The organism is Pseudoruegeria sp. SHC-113, assembly GCF_025376885.1.
Lineage (GTDB): Bacteria > Pseudomonadota > Alphaproteobacteria > Rhodobacterales > Rhodobacteraceae > Pseudoruegeria.
The window spans coordinates 2,544,840-2,563,206 of sequence record NZ_JAHUBR010000001.1 but is presented as its reverse complement, the minus strand read 5'-3'; the positions used below and the strand labels follow the sequence as shown (position 1 = coordinate 2,563,206).

Genomic DNA, 18,367 nt, shown 5'->3' with positions numbered 1-18,367 from the left:
GCGTCCTTTTTGGCGGGCGATCAGCCGCGGCTGATCAGGATGAGGAGGGTGAACATCACCGGCACGGCCATCACGGCAGGGATGGCGATGCCCACGATGCCGAAGGTGAGGCCGGAAATCAGCCAGAGGCTGACAACAGTGATGATGTGATACCAGATATTGGCATCCTGCCCTTCGTGGTAATCCTTGAGGATCCAGCCGAAGACCGGCACGGCGAAGAAAAGGCGCTGCCAGAAGGGGCGGCGGGCGGCGATACTCGTCATATGTGTTCCTGTACGCTTTGGGTTCCACCATACATATAGGGGCCTTCTAGCCCGTTTCGCCCCCGCTGACCTGCGACAGAAAGTCGGCCAGATCGGACGTGTGGTGGTGGATATGCGCAGCCTCCAGCCGCTCTGGCGCGACATGGACGGTGCGCATCCCCAAACTGTGCGGCACGGCAAGGTTGCGCGGCTCGTCCTCGAACATGGCCGCCGCGCCGGGCTGCACGCCATCGCGGGCGAAGACCTTCTCAAAGGCGCCGGCTTCGGGTTTGGGCCGGTAGCCGGCATCCTCCACGCCGTAGATCGCATCAAAAACGCCCTCAAGCCCGCGCGCCGCCGCGACGCGTTCGGCGTAGGGCGCGCTGCCGTTGGTGTAGACGATCTTGCGCCCGGGCAGCCCTTTGATCAGCGCGGCAAGCTTTGGGTCGGGTTCAAGGTGGGAGAGGTCGATGTCGTGCACATCCACGAGGTAAGGCACGGGATCGACCCCGTGTTCATGCATCAGCCCCGCAAGTGTGGTGCCATGCAAGTGCCAGTAGTGGCGGCGCAGGCGGTCGGCCTCGGCGCGGGGCACCTTGAGCTGATCCATCACATAGGCCGTCATGCGCTGCTCGATCTGGTCAAACAGCCGCGCGGCCGGCGGATAGAGCGTGTTATCAAGGTCAAAGACCCAATGACGGACGTGGGAGAAGGACGCAGCAACCATGCGCCCATGCTAATTCGACGCGCGAGCGGCTTCAATCGCCGGGCTGGCTTGATCCTCTGCGGCTTCCCGCCCTAGGGTGGCGCGACGCAAGAACGGGAAGGCGGATATGGGCGAGACGAAACCACAGCAGAAGGACGCCTATGCGCTGATCCTCGAAGCCATCGACGTGGGCATCTACAAGCCCGGCGACAGGCTGGTGGAAAGCGAGTTGGCCGAGCGTTTCGGCGTGTCGCGCACCCCGATCCGGGAGGCGCTGCAGCGGCTGGAGACGCAATCTCTGCTCTCGCGTGACGGGCGTTCGCTGATCGTGGCCTCGCTCGATCACAACCAGATGGCCGAGCTTTACGCGGTGCGCAGCGAGCTTGAGGGGCTGGCCGCGCGGCTGGCGGCGCGCCATGCGACGCCCGAGGAAATCAAGGTGCTGCGCGACATGGTCGAAGAGGATCAGGCCTTTGTCGGCGATCCGGACGCGCTGTCGCGCGCCAACCGGCGGTTTCACAAGCAGATCCACCTCGCCAGCCACAACCGCTACCTCGTGCAGCAGCTCGATCTGGTGCACCGCACCATGGCGCTGATGGCCACCACCTCGCTCGCGGCGGAGGGGCGTGGGGAAACGGCGCTGTCGGAACATAGCGCCATCGTGGAGGCCATTGCCGCTGGGGAGGGCGATGCGGCCTATGCAGCGCTGCGCACCCATCTGTCGCGCGCGTTCGAAACCCGCCTCAAGCAGGACGCCAAGAAGGAGCGTTAAGCGCCGCCGAGCGTGCCGTGATCGGTTTTGTCCCAGTAAAAGGGGCTGCGGACGAGCTCATACATGGCCTTATAGGCGGCGAGCGTGCCCAGCGGGTGGTAAAAGTGCAGCGTCGGCACCCATTTGACGAGCCAGCCTTCGCCCTTCTGCACCGCCGCCGCCATGCCCGTCAAAATGGTGACGACCTCGCTCGTGAGAAACAGCCCGATGGCAGCCCAGATGACAGCGGGCGGGAAGACGCCGGCGATCGGGTGCCAGAGGCCGAAGAACATCAGCCAGCAGCTCCAGAGCAAAGGCGCGAGCAGCACCTGCAGGATGGAGCCGGCAAAGAGCACCTGCACCCCGAAAAACCGCCACGCCCCCAGATCCTGCCAGAGTGCGGCCGGGTGGCGCATGTGGACGGCATAGGTGATCGCGTAGCCCTTGATCCAGCGCGAGCGCTGCTTGACCCAGGGCAGCGCGCGGCAGTTGGCCTCTTCGCGGGTGACGGTTTCGATTGTTTCGGCCCGATAGCCCCGGCGCGCCAGCCGCAGGCCCAAGTCGGCATCCTCGGTGACGTTATGGGCGTCCCAGCCGCCCAGCTCTTCCAGCGCGGCGCGGCGGAAGAACAGCGTGGTGCCTCCGAGCGGGATCACGAGGCCGAGGCGGGCGAGGCCGGGCAGGATCAGGCGAAACCACGTGGCATATTCGATGGTGAAGCAGCGGGCGAGCCAGTTGCGCTCGGCGTTGTAAAAATCGAGGATGCCCTGCAGGCAGGCGACCTCCGGCCCGCGCTCCTGAAAGCGGCGCACCACGGCGTGGATCTGCCCCGGCGCAGGGGCGTCCTCCGCATCATAGATGCCGATCAGGCTGCCCCGGCAGAAATCCAGCGCGTAGTTCATCGCGCGGGGCTTGGTGCGCACGCGGCCCGTGGGCACGGGCACGACGCTGATCCACGGCGGAAGCTCCGTGGCCGCGAGCGTGGCGCGGGTCGTGACGTCATCGGCCTCCAGCACGAGGATCACATCCAGCAGTTCGCGCGGGTAATCCAGCGCGCGCAGGCGGGCGAGCAGGTGCTCGGCGATGCGCCGTTCCTTGTACAGCGGCACGAGGATCGACACCACGGGCAGGCGGGCAATGCTGGGGGGCGGCTCTTCGGGGGGAGACAGCCCGGGCACCGGCCGCGCGCGCAGGGCGCGTGGGCCATGGGCCAGCGCGGCGGCGGCCTTGAGGCCGGTCAGCGCAAAGAGCCCGAGACAGGCCAGCAGGAACAGCGTGGCAAGCGCCACGGTAGGGTGCAGCAGGGCGGCGACGAGCAGCACCGCCGCCACCACCAGCGCGCCCTGCGTCAGGGTGCCGAAGCGGCGGCAGCTGTCACGCACCATGACGCGGGCCTCCGCACTGTCCACCAGTTCCCCTTTCGCGCAGCGGGCCACGGCATGGCGAATGGCGGCCTGCGGTGCCAGAACCATATGCACAGGGCCAAAAGAGGGCGGCAGGCGCGGGCGCAGGGCGTTAAAGCTTTCGGGCCGTGTGGTGGCAATGACAACACCCGCGCCATGCCGCCGCCAGGGCACCAGCCCGTGTTTCAGGCAGAAGGGCGCACCGATCAGGCGAAGCAGCGTCGGATCAGGGGGCTCGGCCGCCAGATCGACCTCGGTACAGCCCCAGCGCCGGGCCATGGCCTTGATCAGACGGGGTTCGGTGATCCAGCCATTTGCGAGGAGGATATCCTGCAATGGCGCCTCTTCGCGCTGATGCAGCGCCGTGGCGCGGGCCAGGTCGCCGGGATCAACGCCGCCGATCTCCACAAGGCAGGCCGAAAGCGCCCGCCGCGGGGTATATGCGCCTTCGTGGCCTTGCTCCTCGGTTCCGTGCGCTTCCGTCTGGACAAGGCGCAGGCTTGGAGGGGCCAGCGAGGCTGGAGCCAGAGAGGATGAGGCCATCGCGCCACCTGCAAGCGGTTGTGCGGCCCGCACTGGCCGCCGCCGCAGGATAGGCGCGGGGGGTTAATGCCCGGTTAAGCTTTTCGGCTCAGGCCTGCAGGTTGGCGCGCGCGGCCATTGCCTCGGCGAAGCGCTCGAACAGGTAGTAGCTGTCCTGCGGGCCGGGGCTGGCCTCGGGGTGGTACTGCACCGAGAAGACCGGGCGCGTTTCCATGCGGATGCCGCAGTTGGAGCCGTCAAACAGCGAGACATGGGTTTCTATCACGCCTTCGGGGAGGGTCTGGCTGTCCACGGTGAAGCCGTGGTTCATCGAGGTGATCTCCACCTTACCGGTTTCCAGATCCTTCACCGGGTGGTTCGCACCGTGGTGGCCGTGGTTCATCTTGATCGTCGTCGCGCCGAGCGCCAGCGCCAGCATCTGGTGGCCTAGGCAGATGCCGAAGACCGGCAGATCCGTCTTTTCCAGCACGTCGCGGATCATCGGCACGGCATATTCCCCCGTCGCCGCGGGATCGCCGGGGCCGTTGGAGAGGAACACCCCATCGGGGTTATGCGCCAGCACCTCTTCCGCCGTGGCGGTCGCGGGCAGGACTGTCACGTCACAGCCGGCAGAGGCGAGGCAACGCAGAATGTTGCGCTTGGCGCCGAAATCCAGCGCCACCACCTTGTGGCCCGGCGTGCTGCGCTTGCTGTAGCCTTCCGGCCAGGCCCACCGCATTTCATCCCATTTGTAGGATTGCGCGCAGGTCACGTCCTTGGCGAGGTCGAGCCCTTCGAGCCCGTTGAAGGCGCGGGCCTTGGCCACCAGCGCCTCGATGTCGAAGTTGCCTTCCGCATCATGGGCGAGCGCCACATGGGGCGCGCCCTGCTGGCGGATGGCGCGGGTCAGGCGACGGGTGTCGACGCCGCCGATGCCGATGCGGCCGCGCTTGGCGAGCCATGCGCCCAGTTCTTCAGTGCTGCGCCAGTTGGAGGGCTCGGTGGGATCCCATTTCACCACCATGCCGTCGGCCACCGGATCGGTGGTTTCGTCGTCTTCCGGGTTTACGCCGGTGTTGCCGATGTGGGGGAAGGTGAAAGTGACGATCTGGCCCGCGTAGGACGGGTCCGTCATGATCTCCTGATAGCCCGTCATCGCGGTGTTGAAACACAGCTCGGCCTGCGTGGTGCCTTCCGCCCCGAAGCCGTAGCCGTAGAACAGGGTGCCATCCGCGAGCGCGAGGCAGGCGGTGGGCTTCTGGGGGGTGAAAAGGGCGCTGGCAGCGGCAGACATCACAGGACTCCTCGGCACAAAATTGTCGGGAAACTAGGGGCAGGGAGGGCAATGGTCAAGTCGAAACCTGAAATTTGAAAACCGTTCAATATCAATGACTTGATCATATTGCGCCCCATTGTCTTGGCGCGGTGTTTTGGCTAAGGTTCAGGCTTTGGGGAAACTTCGGACCGCTAGGGGATAGCCAGACCGATGAACATGAGAAACGAGATCAGCACGTCGCTGAAGGCCGCCATGAAAGCCAAGGACATGGACAGGCTCTCCACGTTGCGGCTGATCAACGCCGCCATCAAGGACAAGGACATCGCGCTCAGGGGCGAAACCGGGGAAGGGCAGGTCTCTGACGCTGACATCCTTGGAATCCTTGGGAAAATGGTGAAGCAGCGTCAGGAAAGCGCGCGCGCCTATGAAGAGGGCGGACGGCTGGAACTGGCCGAGAAGGAACGCGCCGAGATCACCGTGATCGAGGATTTCCTGCCGCGCCAGCTGTCGGGCGATGAAATCACCGCCGCCATCGACACGGCAATCTCCGAAACCGGGGCCGAGTCGATCCGTGACATGGGCAAGGTGATGGGGGCCTTGAAGGCCAAATACACCGGCCAGATGGATTTCGGGCAGGTCGGCGGCCTGCTGAAAGAGCGCCTCGGCTGACGGCGCAGCGCCGCTTTTGCGCCCCCAAAGGGGCGTTTCACCCGTGCCACAGATGCCGCAAGGGCGTGCAACCGCGCTTGACGGCAGCCGCGCGGCATTGCAGGTGAGAACAAGAAAGACCGTGGTTTCCCCCACGGCACATAACGACGTCCTCATGAGCGAAGGTTTTCAACCATGACCCCTCTGAACCCCATCCGCAGCGTTCCCGCCCCCGCCGGTTACGGCGCAGGCGATGTGCTTGTCATTTTTGGCGAGGTCTTTGGCCGCGGCTATGTGAACGGGCTGATCGATGCGGCGGAAAAGGCCGGGATGACGGTGCTTTACGGCACGGTGGGCCGCCGCGACGCCGAAGGTTCCTTGCGCCCGCTCACCGAGGAAGAACTGGCCGCCAAGGGCCATGGGCCGATCATCAATGTGCCGCTGGAGGCTGGCTTTGACAAGGAGAAGGCCTCGGACGGGCTGACGCTGTCTGATCGCCTCAACGCGCTGGGCAAGGATTGGGAAGAGGGCAGCCTTGATCTGGCCGCTATCGAAGAAGCCCGCCTGAAAGGCGAGGCCCGCTTCAAAGCCAGCGTGGCCGATTTCATGGCCGCGCTGAAGCCGCATCTGCCCGAAGGTGCGAATGTGCTTTTTGCCCACACGATGGCGGGCGGCATTCCGGCTTCCAAGCGGGTGCTGTCGGTGTCCAACCGCGTCTTCAAGGGGATGGATGCACGCTACCTGTCGTCCAAGACCTATTGGGACAGCCCCATTGGCCGCGCCTGCGAAATCTCCTTCGAAGAGGTGACGGCACGCACGCTGACGCATCTGGTGGAAGGCTCCGCCGATCTACGCGCCGAGGTGGAGGCCAAGGGCGGACGTGTGAACTATGTGGCCTATGGCTACCACGGCACTGAATGCCTCATCGATGGCAGCTACCAGTGGCAGACCTATGCGCCCTACCTGCAGGGCTTTGCCAAGATGCGGCTTGAGGATCTCGCCGCCGAAGCGCGCGCCACGGGGGCAAATGTCTCCGTCTACAACGCGCCGGAAATCCTGACGAACTCTTCGGGTGTCTTCGTCGGCGTCGAGCTGCCGCTCTACCGCTTGCTGAACGCGCTGGATCACGAGGCCGAAAGTGCCCCGTTCTCCGCCACCGTGAAGGCCAATTGCGCCGCCAAGCTGACCGATGGCGAGGCCGCGCTGGCCCGCGTGCAGGAGATCCTCGACACCTACCACGCCGACCCGTCCACGCAGTACATGCGCGTCTTTGCTGATTGGCCGCAGCACAACACGCCCGAGCAGATGAACATCATGCTGGGCAGCTCCGCCGAGTTGCGCGCCATGCACAAGGACAGCGACGATCTGATGACGAGCTACCTGAGCCAGATCGTCTTCACCGCCTGCGGCCACATCATGCTGCACCAGAGCTGGACAGCCGACAGCGCCGCCTACTGGATGGGCCATGACGTTGTCTCCAAAACCCTGGGCGTGACCGGCCTTCCGGGCTGATCCTTTCCCGGAATTCTGATTTCAAAAGCCCGGCCCTTGGAAGGGGGCCGGGCTTTTTGCTGCGCTGCTGACGCCTGCCTCTGACAGTTTCCACACCAAAGGTTAACGCGGCCCTCACGCCGCGCCGATGGGCCTTGCGCCATGCTGGCCCCATTCATCACGCCTTTTGGTTTTCGGTTCCTTTTGAAATGTGGGTTGGTGTCATGACGGCTATTCAGACCTTCGTGCAGGCATTGCAGATCTTTCCTGCCGGTTTCTCCGCCGGCTTGGGGATCCTCGGGGTGGGGCTCTACATCGGAAATTACGTCCTGATTGCGCTCAATCGGGTGGACAGCCGCGCGGTTGGCTATTTCCTCGTCAACACGCTGGCGGCCAGCTGTGTGCTGATCAGCCTCAGCCGGGAGTTCAATTTCGCCTCTGCCCTGATCCAGCTGTTCTGGATCAGCCTCGGCCTGCTGGCCATTGCCGTGCGGATGGGGCGTTCGGCCCGTGCCTATAAGGGTGTCCAGGCGCACGCCGCGTGCCGGAGGCCGCTCCCCGCCTGTTGCCGACGCCGGGCGCGGCGGCGGGCCCCGGTGCCGCGGGTCCATGTCTCCCCGTTGCGTGGGCCAAAGGCGAAGGGCGCTAAAGGGTTAACGCTGCCGCTGCAGTGAGCTAACGCTCGTTTGACAGGCGGAGGAGTATCCAAATCGTACGCGCTTTCGCCGGGTAACATTCCCGCCCGGCGGGCGCTGTTTCGAGAAAAAGGTACGGCCCGTGCGGCCAAGGCCCACCACCTTCCAACGCTTGCCTCTTTTTTGGGGCAGGGGGCCTCTGGTTTCGCGGAGCGTGCGAGCAGAACTTTCTTTCGAAACGCGACACATGCGATGGATGGCCTTTGCGGGCCCGTGCCAGCCCCCCATCCCCTGGGGGTGGCCAGCGCCCGCTCTGTTCCTGGTGTCCCGCCATCGGCGCATGTGATGAAACGGGGAGGGCACCAGCCTTCTTCATGTGCCTCTGGCTTGGGTCAGTTCCCCAGACGCCCGAGCCAGAGGCGCAGATCCGCCGCCAGCTCCACACGTTCTTCTTCGCTTAGGAAACGGCCGATCTCCACCGGGCGGGGGCCGCCTTTCAGCACGATATAGTTTGGCACCGGGCCACCCTTTTGCAGAAGCTCCACGGTGATCCAGTAAGGGTTGGCTTCCCAGGTTTGTTCCGGCCCGCGCGCCGCCATGTGGCGCAGCAGCGCGCGGTCGGGCCAGAGGGTGAGCTCTTCGGTGATCTGCGCGTCGCGCTGGTTGCGGCGGATCGCATACCAGACCCCGGCTACCGCCAGCCCAAAGAAGGGCAAGAGCCCCCACAGCACGGGCGAGCCCAGAACCGCCAGCAGGGGCAGCAGGAAGAGCGCCGCCGTCACCCCGATGAAGATCACGAAGCCGCGCGGCGTGAGCGACTGGTGCGGCTCCATCAAAAGCTGTACGCGGGGCAGGGTGCGCCCCTCATGCGAAGGGGCCCCGGATTGCTCCGGAGCCCCTTCAGGATATTCAAGCCATGTGGCCGGCATCTTCGATGCTTGGATCAGGGCGCCCTTAGTGGGCGTGTCCCTTGTCCCAGTCAGACTGCTTGGGCAGCGTTTCGAAGGTGTGCTCCGGCGGCGGGCAGGGCAGCGTCCACTCCAGCGTGTCGGCATGCTCGTTCCAGTAGTTGTCTTCTTCGATCTTCTTGCCGCGCGTCAGGGTGTAGTACACCACGCCGATGAAGAAGAGGAAGGAGGCAAACGACAGGAAGGCACCCCAGCTGGAAACGGCGTTCCAGAACGCGAAGGCTTCCGGGTAGTCGATGTAACGGCGGGGCATGCCCTGACGGCCCAGGAAGTGCTGGGGGAAGAACGTCAGGTTGGCACCGATGAACATCGTCCAGAAGTGCAGCTTGCCGGCCCATTCCGGGTACTGGCGGCCGCTCATCTTGCCGATCCAGTAGTAGATACCGGCGAAGATACAGAACACGGCACCAAGGCTCATCACGTAGTGGAAGTGCGCAACGACGTAGTAGGTGTCGTGGTAGGCGCGGTCCACGGCGGCCTGGGAGAGCACAACGCCCGTCACACCGCCCACGGTGAAGAGGAAGAGGAAGCCGAAGGCCCAGAGCATCGGGGTTTTGAACTCAACGGAGCCGCCCCACATCGTCGCGATCCAGGAGAAGATCTTAATGCCGGTGGGCACCGCGATCACCATGGTGGCGAGCATGAAGTAGGACTGCTGCGTCAGGCTCATGCCGACGGTGTACATGTGGTGCGCCCAGACGACGAAGCCCAGAACACCGATCGCGATCATGGCCCAGACCATCGGCAGGTAGCCGAAGATCGGCTTGCGCGCGAAGGTCGCGATCACCTGCGAGATGATGCCGAAGCCCGGCACGATGATGATGTAGACTTCCGGGTGGCCGAAGAACCACAGGATGTGCTGGTAGAGGATCGGATCACCGCCACCGGCAGGGTCGAAGAAGGTGGTCCCGAAGTTGCGGTCCGTCAGCAGCATGGTGATGGCGCCGGCCAGAACGGGCAGCGACAGCAGGATGAGCCAGGACGTGACGAAGATCGACCAGCCGAAGAGCGGCACCTTGAACAGGGTCATGCCGGGGGCACGCATGTTCAGGAAGGTGGTGATCATGTTGATCGCGCCGAGGATCGAGGAAGCACCGGAAACGTGCACGGCGAAGATCGCCAGATCCATCGACATGCCGCCTTCGTTGGTGGAAAGCGGAGGGTAGAGCACCCAGCCCACACCGGAGCCGAGCTGATCGTTGCCGCCGGGCGAGAGCATGGAAGCCACGCCGAGCGCCACACCGCAGACATACATCCAGTACGACAGGTTGTTCAGGCGCGGGAAGGCCATGTCCGGCGCGCCGATCTGCAGCGGCATGAAGTAGTTGCCGAAGCCACCGAACAGGGCGGGAATGACGACGAAGAACATCATCAGCACGCCGTGATAGGTGATCATCACGTTCCAGAGGTGGCCGTTGGGGGTGCAGACTTCGTCGGATGCGAAGAACCGTGCGCCTTCAAGGCACATGTATTGCACGCCCGGATCCATCAGCTCGAGCCGCATGTAAACGGTGAAGGCAACGGAGATGAAGCCTACGATCCCAGCGGTGAAGAGATAAAGGATGCCGATATCTTTGTGGTTAGTCGACATGAACCAGCGCGTGAAAAACCCGCGCTCGTCATGGTGTTCGTCATGGCCTTGAATGGCTGCGTCCGCCATGTAAGTGCCTCCCGGTCCCTAGTTCATTACAGGCGCACCGGGAGTCTCCTCCCGCGGCGCGTTCCGCCCCTCTCTTAAGCATCGAAAAGGGCGGAGACAATGTATCAGAGCGCCGCAGCGCAATTTTTTATCTTATTGCGCCGCTGCGAAGGTAGCGAGGTATGCGGCAACGTCTTCGCTGCCCTTGGACAGCTTGAAGGCCATCTTGGATTTCGCGCCACCATCGCCCAGCGTTTCCTGCAGGAATTTCTTCGGATCCTTCAGGTATTCGGCCAGATTCGCCTCGTCCCAGACGAGCCCGGCTTCACCAGCGGCCACCAGATCGGCGCCGTAGCGGTAGCCTTCCACCGTGCCGGCCTGCTTGCCGACGATTCCAAACAGGTTGGGGCCGGTTTTGCCGCCCTTGAAGATCACGTTGTCGCCGTCGGCGATCATGTGACAGGCCTTGCATTTCTTGAAGTCCGCTTCGCCTGCGGCCACATCGCCTTCCGCAAAAGCCGGGGCGGTGAGCAGGGTGGCGGCGAGCAGGGTCAGAATCCGTTGGGTTTTCATACGTGCCTCACAAATCTTACGCGTTCCTGCGGGAGGATAGCCCAATTCAGCGGTCGGGAAACGTCGGAATTGTCGCACAAGCCGCCAAGGCGGCCTTACGTGCCGAAGGTCTCTTCGAAACTGGCGCGCAGGGCGACATCCAAGTCGTCCATCGTGACGGGAAGGCCCAGATCCACAAGGCTCGTCACCCCGTGTTCGGTGATTCCGCAAGGAACGATCCCGGTGAAATGCTCCAGATCCGGCTCCACGTTGATCGAGATGCCGTGGAAGCTGACCCATTTTCGCAGGCGGATGCCGATGGCGGCGATCTTGTCTTCGCGCACAGCGCCGGTGGCCGTCAGCGGCCTGTCGGGGCGCTGCACCCAGACGCCCACGCGCCCTTCGCGGATCTCGCCCTTCACGTTGAAGGCCTCGAGCGTCGCGATCACCCATTCCTCAAGCTGCTGCACGAAGCGGCGCACGTCGCGCCCGCGCTTGCCCACATCGAGCATCACGTAAACAACCCGCTGCCCCGGCCCGTGGTAGGTATATTGCCCGCCGCGCGCGCTCTCATAGACGGGGAAGCGCTCCGGGTCCGTCAGATCCTCGATCTTTGCAGAGGTGCCAGCGGTATAGAGCGGCGGGTGTTCGACGAGCCAGATCAGCTCCTCGGCCTCGCCGGCGGCAATGGCGGCGGCGCGGGCTTCCATGAAGGCCACGGCCTCTGCGTAGTCCAGCAAGCCCTCGCGGGCGATCCATTCCACCATGGCCTGCGCCTTTCCCAATCGGTCCGTGCTGTCGGTAGCGAAGGGGGGCGGGCTTGTCCAGTGACGGGGCCGCGGCGGGCCTTCCCAAAGGTCATCTGGCGAGCTCTGAAAAAATTTTCGAAATCCGGTTTTTTCCGCTTCACATCCCCAAAAGCAGGGGCTAAGTAGCGCCTCACCTACCTGATCACGTGCGGTCGTGGCGGAATTGGTAGACGCGCAGCGTTGAGGTCGCTGTGGGGTAACTCCCGTGGAAGTTCGAGTCTTCTCGACCGCACCAAAAACTCCCGAGATGGGGCGTTTTTACTTGGCCCAGTTTCAAGTGCAGATCGTTAGGAAGCTCACCTAACATGCAGTAAGTTGCGTCTTGGCTGCCACCTGGCGCGTGTCGTTGGAACAGCTTTTCACTCCGTCCGTGGCGCAAGCTGAACCTTTCTTTTGGACAACCGCGCGCTGCTTCTGCGCGTCGGGCGTGGGGCCGGACTGTGTAACCGGCGCTCTGAAAGCTGGTCGCCACGGTCAGTTGTTTCCCATGGTCCCTGCAAACGTCCGGAGTATTCGGGGCTGCCGCGCAGATTCCGGTCGAGCGGCGGGGAGAACGACAAAGGTGATTCATAAAGCAGTTGTCAGACAACTTGCGATGTGTTTATCTGTCCCGAAACCGGGATTCCGTCTATACGGGGTTTGCGAGATCCAATCATAGGAAGGCCGCTGAATGGACAATTCTGCGATTTTTGGAACCATTGAGCGCCCGAGGCGGCTTCCGGATGAGATTGCCCAGACCATCATGACGGCGATTTCCTCCGGTGAGCTGAAGATCGGCGACAAGCTTCCCAGCGAAACCGAGATGTCGGAGCGCTTCGGCGTGGCGCGCACGGTGGTGCGGGAGGCGGTGTCGCTGCTGAAGTTCGACGGGGTGGTGGACGCCAAACGCGGGGTCGGGGCCTTCGTGGCGGACCGCAGCGAGCGGACGTCGTTTCGGATCAGCCCGGCCTGTTTCCAGAAACGGCAGGAGATCGTGAAACTGCTCCAGCTGCGCACCTCGGTGCAATCCGGGGCGGCGGCGCTGGCCGCGGAATTTCGCAGCGACGATCAGCTTGAGGTGATTGCGGCGACGTTTGAAGAGCTCCTGAACGCCAACCGCCGGGGGCCCAAGGAGGCCGTGGCGGAGCGTGTGGACGCGGAGCTGCGGCTTTACCGGCTGATCACCGAAGCCTCCGACAACTCCTATTTCTGCGACGTTGTCAGCATGATCGAGGCCAACATCCAGACGCATCTGCGCTCCGCTTTCCTCAAGAACACCGCCGCGTGCGAGTTCAAGGACTCCGTCATCGAAGAGCATCGCGCGGTGCTGGACGCGATCGCCGCAGGCGATCCGGAGAAGGCACGCACGGCGACACGGCGCAGGTTTGCCAACGCGGCGACAAGTCTTGCCGAGCGCAAAGACTTCGCCTGACCTAAGACCCAGCAGAAAAGAGGCACTATGACACGGCATGGCGGCGACGCGCTGATCGCGTCCCTGCGGGAGCAGGGCGTTGCGCGGGTATTCAGCATCCCCGGAGAAAGCTTTCTGGCGGCATTGGACGGGCTTTACGAGTCCGGGATCGACAACGTGGTGGCGCGGCAGGAAGGCGGCGCGGCGATGATGGCCGAGGCCTATGGCAAGCTGACGGGGCGGCCCGGCGTTGCCTTCGTGACGCGCGGCCCGGGCGCGACGAATGCGTCCTCCGGTGTCCATGTGGCGTTTCAGGATTCCACGCCGATGATCCTTTTCGTGGGGCAGGTGGCCAGCGATCAGCGCGACAGGGAAGCGTTTCAGGAAGTCGATTATCGCGCGATGTTTGGCCCGCTTGCCAAATGGGTGGCCGAGATCGACCGGACAGACCGGATCCCGGAATATGTCGCGCGGGCGTTTCAGGTGGCGCAATCGGGCCGACCCGGCCCTGTGGTTCTGGCGCTCCCTGAGGATATGCTGTCTTCGGCATGCGACGCGCCGCCGGTTCCGGCTGCCGTGCTGCCCTCTGGCCTTGCGGCGGCGTCGGATGTGGCCGAAGTGATTGCGCAGCTTGAGGCGGCGGAGCGGCCGCTTGTCATGCTGGGCGGCGGCAACTGGTCGGCCGCGGCGGCGAAGGCCATCGCCACCGTGGCCGAGGTGCTGGACCTGCCGGTGGGGGCGTCCTTCCGGTGTCAGGATTTCCTCGACAACCGGCACCCGCATTACATCGGCGACATCGGCATTGGCGTGAACCCCAAGCTGGCGCAGCGCGTCCGCGCGGCCGATGTGATCCTCTGCCTCGGGGCGCGGCTGGGGGAAATGACGACCAGCGGCTACACCCTGCTCACGCCGCCGGTTCCGGCGCAGCGGCTGCTGCATGTCCATGCAGATCCGAACGAGCTTGGCCGGGTATATCATCCCACGCTGGCCGTGGCGGCGGATGCCGGGAAGTTCGCCCAGAGCATGGCCGAGGCGCTGGCCGGGCGTGCGGCGCGGCCCGCCGGGCCTTGGGTGAAAGAGGCGCGTGCGGAGTACGATGCGTGGCAACAGCCCCGCGAAACGCCGGGCGAACTGAAGATGGAGCAGGTGATTGCGCATCTCAACGCTGCCCTGCCAGACGATGCCATCGTGACGAATGGCGCGGGCAACTACTCGGCCTGGCTGCATCGCTACTACCGCTATCGCAATTTCCGCACCCAGCTTGCGCCGACAAGCGGCTCCATGGGCTACGGGCTGCCCGCTGCCGTGGCGGCAAAGATCGAGCGCCCGGAGCAGGAGGTGATCTGCCTTGCGGGGGATGGCTGCTTCCAGATGACGATGCAGGAGTTCGGCGTGGCCTGCGAGCATGGGGCCAACCTCATCGTGCTGATCTCCAACAACGGGATGTATGGCACCATTCGTCTGCACCAGCAGAAGAAATACCCGCGCCGCCCCAGCGGGACGGATCTGTTCAACCCCGATTTCGCCGCGCTGGCGCGCAGCTATGGCGCCTTCGGCGCGGTGGCGGCAACGAACGCCGAGTTCGAAGCGGCCTTTGCCCAGGCGCGGGCGGCGGGCAAGCCGGCCATCATCGAGCTGCAGATCTCGCCTCAGGCGCTTGGCCCGATGGTCGAGCTTGAAACGATACCCGGCTGACACCGGCCAGAGCGGAGAGCCACTCAGATGATCTACACGGATGTGAACATGCTGATCGACGGGGCCTGGACAAAGGGCACCGGCGGCGATGAGCCGATCTTCAACCCGGCAACCGGCGAGGTGATTGGCCGGACGCCGCATGCCTCGGCGGCTGATCTGGATCGCGCGCTTGACGCCGCCGAACGGGGCTTTCGGGAATGGTCGGGCATGTCGCCCCATGCGCGCCAGCAGGTGATGGAGGGCGCGGCCCGCAACCTCGAAGCGCGCAAGGTCGAGATTGCCGCTTGGTGCACGCTGGAAATGGGCAAGCCCTTGGCCGAGAGCATGGCCGAGATGGATTTCGTCATCGGCGTGATCCGCTGGTGCGGCGAGGAGGGGCGGCGCGCCTATGGCCGCGTCATTCCGGGCCGCGCGGCAGATCACCAGTATCTGGCGCTCGTGGAGCCCGTCGGCCCGGCCTGCGGCTTCGCGGCGTGGAACTTCCCCGGCACCAACGTGATCCGCAAGATCGCCCATGCCCTCGGGGCGGGGTGTTCGATGCTGCTGAAACCCTCCGAGGAGACACCGGCGACGGCGATGGGGATCGCGGCGGCTTTCCATGATGCAGGCGTGCCTGCCGGGGCGCTGCAGATCGTGTTTGGCAATCCGCCGGAGGTGTCGAGCCATCTGCTGGCCTCTCCGATCCTCAAGAAAGTCTCCGTTACTGGCTCGATCCCCGTGGGCAAGCTCCTTGTCAAACAGGCGGCGGATACGCTGAAGCGCACGACGATGGAGCTTGGCGGCCATGCGCCGGTGATGATCTTCGCGGATGCCGACGTCGAGGAGGCGGCCAAAATGTTTGGCGGGGCGAAGTTCCGCAATGCCGGGCAGGTCTGCGTGTCGCCGACGCGTTTTCTCGTCGAGGAGGCCGTCTATCCGCAGTTCGTGGAGGCGCTCACCGCCTTTGCCGAATCGCAGGTGGTTGGAAACGGCATGGATGCGGCCACCACGATGGGCCCGCTCGTGGCAGAACGCCGCATCGATGTGATGCAGGCGCTTGTGGATGATGCGGTTGCCCATGGCGCGCGGGTGACGACGGGCGGCCATCGCATCGGCAATGTCGGATCGTTCTACGCGCCCACCGTGCTGGCCGATGTGCCCGACACGGCGGCGATCATGAACGAAGAACCCTTCGGGCCGCTCGCGCCGGTCTCGCCCGTGTCGGGGCCAGACGAGATGTTTGCGCGAGCGAACCGCCTGAACGTCGGTCTGGCGGCCTTTGCCTATACCAAGGACGCCGGGATCGCAGCGCGGCTCAGGCGTGAGGTGAGGGCGGGCATGACAGGGATCAATACTGCCATGATTTCGCTGCCGGAAACGCCCTTTGGCGGGGTCGATCACTCCGGCTACGGGCATGAAGGCGGGATCGAGGGCCTTGCGGCCTATCAACAGACGCGGCTCGTGGCCGAGCGCCTCTAACCGTACCTTGATGGGGCCTTGATGGGCCATTGCGCCGCCACGGGGCGGCGCGGGCGGTGACGTGAGCGCCTGGCGTCTGCGCCCGGTTGCGCGGGATTTGCCGCACAGATTCATCCTTAGCGAACGCAGGCCATCGGCCACCGGATTTGCCTCGGGATGAATCTTCATTAAACAGGTTGTCAGACAACTGGAAATGTGTTTGGCTGCAACGCAGGGAGGACAGAGGAATGTCTCAGGAACGGATTGGGCTGATTGGTTTGGGCGGCATGGGCCGTGGCCTTGCTAAGAACCTGCTCAAACATGGCGCGGATCTGCTTGTTGCGGATCTCGACCCGGAGAAGGTCGCTGTTGCGGTTGCGCAGGGGGCCACCGAATGTGCCGATCCTGTCGAGATGGCGGCTCAGGTGGATATTCTTGCCGTCTGCATCACCACCGCCGAAGCGGTGCGCGCGCTTGCCCTTGGGCCGGAGGGCGCGATTGCCGCGCTGAAGGATGGCGCGGTGTTCCTCGACCATACGACCGTTTCCGCCGACCACGTGGACATCATGCGCGATGCCTGCGCCGCGGCCGGCGTCGCCTACGCCGAAGCGCCGATGACGCGCACCCCGGCCCATGCGGATCGCGGCGAGGTGAACATCCTCTTCGGCGGCGAAGAGGCGTTGCTGGAGCGGCTGCGGCCCGTCTTTGACGCCTATGCCGAGAACATCTTCCACGTCGGCCCGGCGGGCCACGCGATCCGGCTGAAGCTCATCCACAATTATATCGCCTTTGCCAATGTCGCCGCCTGGTGCGAGGGCTTCGCGCTCGCCGCCAAGGAAGGGCTCGATATGTCCAAGGTGATCGGGATCATCTCTGCGGCCGGTGGCAAATCGGGGATGATGGATCTCTATGGCGAGCTGACCCTGCGCCGGGATTTCACCCCGCATATGTCGCTCTCCAACGCGCAGAAGGACGTCCGCTACTACGCCGAATGGCTGGAGCGCGCGGGCCTGCCGGCCTTCCTCGCGCAATCCGTCAACCAGACCTACGCGCTGGCCTCAATCATGGGCCACGGCGACGAAGGCTGCACGGCCGTCATCAAGGCCTACGAGCAACTGACAGGCGTGGAGGCAAGCCTGCCAGACACAGCCGACACCTGACTTCGATCAACAGCCTTCCCCTGAACGGGGGCAGGACACACAGCATCTCTGGGAGGAAACCATGCTGAAAACACTTCTGACAACCACGGTGATCACCACCATCGCGGCCGGTGCCGCGCTTGCCCAGGACGTCACGCTGCGTCTGGCGCATTTCGCCGCCGACACCCATCCGGGCCATCTTGCCGCCGTGCAATTTGCCGAGCGCGTGTCCGAGCGCACCGGCGGCGCGATTGCGGTGGAGCTGTACCCGGCCAACGAACTGGGCTCGCCGCCCGAGCAGCTGGAGCAGACCATCCTTGGCGCCATCGAGATGAACCTGCCGACGCAGGGTGCGCTCGACAAATACGAGAAAGCCTTCGGGACGGTGATGACGCCCTTCGCCTTCTCAAGCTACGAGCAGGCGCATGCCGTGCTGGACGGGCCCTTCACCGATTGGGCCGGGCCGAAGCTGGAAGAGCAGGGGCTGGTGATGCTGTCCAACTGGGAATACGGCTTCCGCAACATCACGAACTCTGTGCGCCCGATCAATACCCCGGCGGATGTGGAGGGCCTCAAGCTGCGCACCCCGCCCGAGCTTCAGATCGTCGCCGCCATGGAAGGGCTTGGCGCGGCCACCACCCAGATCGCCTTCCCGGAGCTGCCGAACGCGCTCAACCAGGGCGTTGTGGATGGGCAGGAAAACCCGATCGGCGTGATCTACCACTTCAAGCTCAACGAGTTTCAGGAGAACCTCGCACTGACGCGGCACGTCTACAACTCAATGGTGCATGTCATCAACAAGGACGTGTTTGACGGGCTCACCGAAGAGCAGCAGCAAATCCTGCGCGAAGAGAGCCTCGCGGCCGGTGCGATGATGCGCGAAGCGGTTATCGCGCAGGAAGAGGAAGAGATCGCCGCGCTTGAAGCCGCCGGTATGACGGTCACCCGGCCGGATCTTGCCCCCTTCGCCGAGATGATGGGCCCGGCACGGGCACGGGTCGCCGAATACAGCGGCGCGGAGAACATGGAAACCTTCCTGAGCTTCCTGAAATAACCTCTCCGAA

General features: G+C 64.3%; 17 protein-coding genes and 1 tRNA gene. 10 read left to right on the top strand and 8 right to left on the bottom strand.

The genetic code is table 11. The features are described 5' to 3' along the window. Positions 1 to 20: 20 nt before the first annotated feature. Both KVX96_RS12630 and KVX96_RS12625 read right to left on the bottom strand, forming a co-directional pair. On the bottom strand, positions 21 to 263 hold the full coding sequence (locus KVX96_RS12630; RefSeq protein ID WP_261194849.1) for a hypothetical protein: 243 nt from the start codon (positions 261 to 263) through the stop codon (positions 21 to 23). A 46-nt stretch (positions 264 to 309) separates the two neighbouring features. Continuing rightward, positions 310 to 969 carry a pyrimidine 5'-nucleotidase gene (locus KVX96_RS12625; RefSeq protein WP_261194848.1) on the bottom strand — a complete coding sequence of 220 codons (660 nt, stop codon included), beginning with the start codon at positions 967 to 969 and terminating at the stop codon, positions 310 to 312. Between the two features lie 106 nt (positions 970 to 1,075). On the opposite strand from KVX96_RS12625, the gene KVX96_RS12620 reads away from it, so the two are divergent. Beyond that, positions 1,076 to 1,720, top strand: coding sequence for a GntR family transcriptional regulator (locus KVX96_RS12620; RefSeq protein WP_261194847.1), 645 nt, complete (start codon positions 1,076 to 1,078; stop codon positions 1,718 to 1,720). On the opposite strand, the gene KVX96_RS12615 is transcribed toward KVX96_RS12620, so the two are convergent. After that, positions 1,717 to 3,645, bottom strand: coding sequence for a glycosyltransferase family 2 protein (locus tag KVX96_RS12615; RefSeq protein WP_261194846.1), 1,929 nt, complete (start codon positions 3,643 to 3,645; stop codon positions 1,717 to 1,719). The two genes, KVX96_RS12620 and KVX96_RS12615, sit on opposite strands and share 4 nt — an antisense overlap. An 88-nt stretch (positions 3,646 to 3,733) precedes the next feature. Next, entirely contained in the window at positions 3,734 to 4,918 is a 1,185-nt protein-coding gene (carA, locus tag KVX96_RS12610) for a glutamine-hydrolyzing carbamoyl-phosphate synthase small subunit (protein ID WP_261194845.1), read from the bottom strand. Positions 4,919 to 5,110: 192 nt separating this feature from the next. Between carA and KVX96_RS12605 the strand changes: the two genes are divergently transcribed. The 3 genes from KVX96_RS12605 to KVX96_RS12595 all read left to right on the top strand — a co-directional run bounded on the left by KVX96_RS12605 (position 5,111) and on the right by KVX96_RS12595 (position 7,713). Continuing rightward, positions 5,111 to 5,569, top strand: coding sequence for a GatB/YqeY domain-containing protein (locus KVX96_RS12605; RefSeq protein WP_261194844.1), 459 nt, complete (start codon positions 5,111 to 5,113; stop codon positions 5,567 to 5,569). 174 nt (positions 5,570 to 5,743) lie between these two features. Then, positions 5,744 to 7,060, top strand: coding sequence for an enoyl-acyl carrier protein reductase FabMG (locus KVX96_RS12600; protein WP_261194843.1), 1,317 nt, complete (start codon positions 5,744 to 5,746; stop codon positions 7,058 to 7,060). Between the two features lie 203 nt (positions 7,061 to 7,263). Continuing rightward, the gene (locus KVX96_RS12595; RefSeq protein WP_261194842.1) at positions 7,264 to 7,713 is read left to right on the top strand and encodes a CBU_0592 family membrane protein; all 450 of its coding nucleotides are present in this window, start codon (positions 7,264 to 7,266) and stop codon (positions 7,711 to 7,713) included. 353 nt (positions 7,714 to 8,066) lie between these two features. Here the strand turns inward: KVX96_RS12595 and KVX96_RS12590 are convergent, their stop codons facing one another. The 4 genes from KVX96_RS12590 to lipB form a co-directional block, all read right to left on the bottom strand. Continuing rightward, on the bottom strand, positions 8,067 to 8,603 hold the full coding sequence (locus KVX96_RS12590; protein WP_261194840.1) for a DUF2244 domain-containing protein: 537 nt from the start codon (positions 8,601 to 8,603) through the stop codon (positions 8,067 to 8,069). Between the two features lie 25 nt (positions 8,604 to 8,628). Further along, complete coding sequence (gene ctaD, locus KVX96_RS12585) at positions 8,629 to 10,302, bottom strand: cytochrome c oxidase subunit I (RefSeq protein WP_261194839.1); 1,674 nt, start codon at positions 10,300 to 10,302, stop codon at positions 8,629 to 8,631. Positions 10,303 to 10,434: 132 nt separating this feature from the next. After that, complete coding sequence (locus tag KVX96_RS12580; protein ID WP_261194838.1) at positions 10,435 to 10,854, bottom strand: c-type cytochrome; 420 nt, start codon at positions 10,852 to 10,854, stop codon at positions 10,435 to 10,437. Between the two features lie 95 nt (positions 10,855 to 10,949). After that, positions 10,950 to 11,600, bottom strand: a complete 651-nt coding sequence (gene lipB / locus KVX96_RS12575) for a lipoyl(octanoyl) transferase LipB (protein WP_261194837.1) — start codon at positions 11,598 to 11,600, stop codon at positions 10,950 to 10,952. Positions 11,601 to 11,790: 190 nt separating this feature from the next. On the opposite strand from lipB, the gene KVX96_RS12570 reads away from it, so the two are divergent. The 6 genes from KVX96_RS12570 (at position 11,791) to KVX96_RS12545 (ending at position 18,357) form a co-directional block, all read left to right on the top strand. Then, a tRNA-Leu gene (locus tag KVX96_RS12570) sits at positions 11,791 to 11,877 on the top strand. Between the two features lie 435 nt (positions 11,878 to 12,312). After that, entirely contained in the window at positions 12,313 to 13,053 is a 741-nt protein-coding gene (locus KVX96_RS12565) for a FadR/GntR family transcriptional regulator (RefSeq protein WP_261194836.1), read from the top strand. Positions 13,054 to 13,080: 27 nt separating this feature from the next. Beyond that, entirely contained in the window at positions 13,081 to 14,727 is a 1,647-nt protein-coding gene (locus KVX96_RS12560; protein ID WP_261194835.1) for a thiamine pyrophosphate-binding protein, read from the top strand. 27 nt (positions 14,728 to 14,754) lie between these two features. Then, positions 14,755 to 16,185 carry an NAD-dependent succinate-semialdehyde dehydrogenase gene (locus KVX96_RS12555; protein WP_261194834.1) on the top strand — a complete coding sequence of 477 codons (1,431 nt, stop codon included), beginning with the start codon at positions 14,755 to 14,757 and terminating at the stop codon, positions 16,183 to 16,185. A gap of 86 nt (positions 16,186 to 16,271) precedes the next feature. Then, the gene (locus tag KVX96_RS12550) at positions 16,272 to 17,324 is read left to right on the top strand and encodes an NAD(P)-dependent oxidoreductase (protein ID WP_314733121.1); all 1,053 of its coding nucleotides are present in this window, start codon (positions 16,272 to 16,274) and stop codon (positions 17,322 to 17,324) included. A gap of 61 nt (positions 17,325 to 17,385) precedes the next feature. Beyond that, positions 17,386 to 18,357 (top strand): TRAP transporter substrate-binding protein, encoded by a 972-nt coding sequence (locus KVX96_RS12545; protein WP_261194832.1) that lies wholly within the window; start codon positions 17,386 to 17,388, stop codon positions 18,355 to 18,357. The last annotated feature ends 10 nt before the right edge of the window (positions 18,358 to 18,367 follow it).

Coding starts and splice junctions, on each gene's coding strand:
- KVX96_RS12630 (WP_261194849.1), bottom strand. CDS start 263: ATGACGAGTATCGCCGCCCGCCGCCCCTTCTGGCAGCGCCTTTTCTTC.
- KVX96_RS12625 (WP_261194848.1), bottom strand. CDS start 969: ATGGTTGCTGCGTCCTTCTCCCACGTCCGTCATTGGGTCTTTGACCTT.
- KVX96_RS12620 (WP_261194847.1), top strand. CDS start 1,076: ATGGGCGAGACGAAACCACAGCAGAAGGACGCCTATGCGCTGATCCTC.
- KVX96_RS12615 (WP_261194846.1), bottom strand. CDS start 3,645: ATGGCCTCATCCTCTCTGGCTCCAGCCTCGCTGGCCCCTCCAAGCCTG.
- carA (WP_261194845.1), bottom strand. CDS start 4,918: ATGTCTGCCGCTGCCAGCGCCCTTTTCACCCCCCAGAAGCCCACCGCC.
- KVX96_RS12605 (WP_261194844.1), top strand. CDS start 5,111: ATGAACATGAGAAACGAGATCAGCACGTCGCTGAAGGCCGCCATGAAA.
- KVX96_RS12600 (WP_261194843.1), top strand. CDS start 5,744: ATGACCCCTCTGAACCCCATCCGCAGCGTTCCCGCCCCCGCCGGTTAC.
- KVX96_RS12595 (WP_261194842.1), top strand. CDS start 7,264: ATGACGGCTATTCAGACCTTCGTGCAGGCATTGCAGATCTTTCCTGCC.
- KVX96_RS12590 (WP_261194840.1), bottom strand. CDS start 8,603: ATGCCGGCCACATGGCTTGAATATCCTGAAGGGGCTCCGGAGCAATCC.
- ctaD (WP_261194839.1), bottom strand. CDS start 10,302: ATGGCGGACGCAGCCATTCAAGGCCATGACGAACACCATGACGAGCGC.
- KVX96_RS12580 (WP_261194838.1), bottom strand. CDS start 10,854: ATGAAAACCCAACGGATTCTGACCCTGCTCGCCGCCACCCTGCTCACC.
- lipB (WP_261194837.1), bottom strand. CDS start 11,600: ATGGTGGAATGGATCGCCCGCGAGGGCTTGCTGGACTACGCAGAGGCC.
- KVX96_RS12565 (WP_261194836.1), top strand. CDS start 12,313: ATGGACAATTCTGCGATTTTTGGAACCATTGAGCGCCCGAGGCGGCTT.
- KVX96_RS12560 (WP_261194835.1), top strand. CDS start 13,081: ATGACACGGCATGGCGGCGACGCGCTGATCGCGTCCCTGCGGGAGCAG.
- KVX96_RS12555 (WP_261194834.1), top strand. CDS start 14,755: ATGATCTACACGGATGTGAACATGCTGATCGACGGGGCCTGGACAAAG.
- KVX96_RS12545 (WP_261194832.1), top strand. CDS start 17,386: ATGCTGAAAACACTTCTGACAACCACGGTGATCACCACCATCGCGGCC.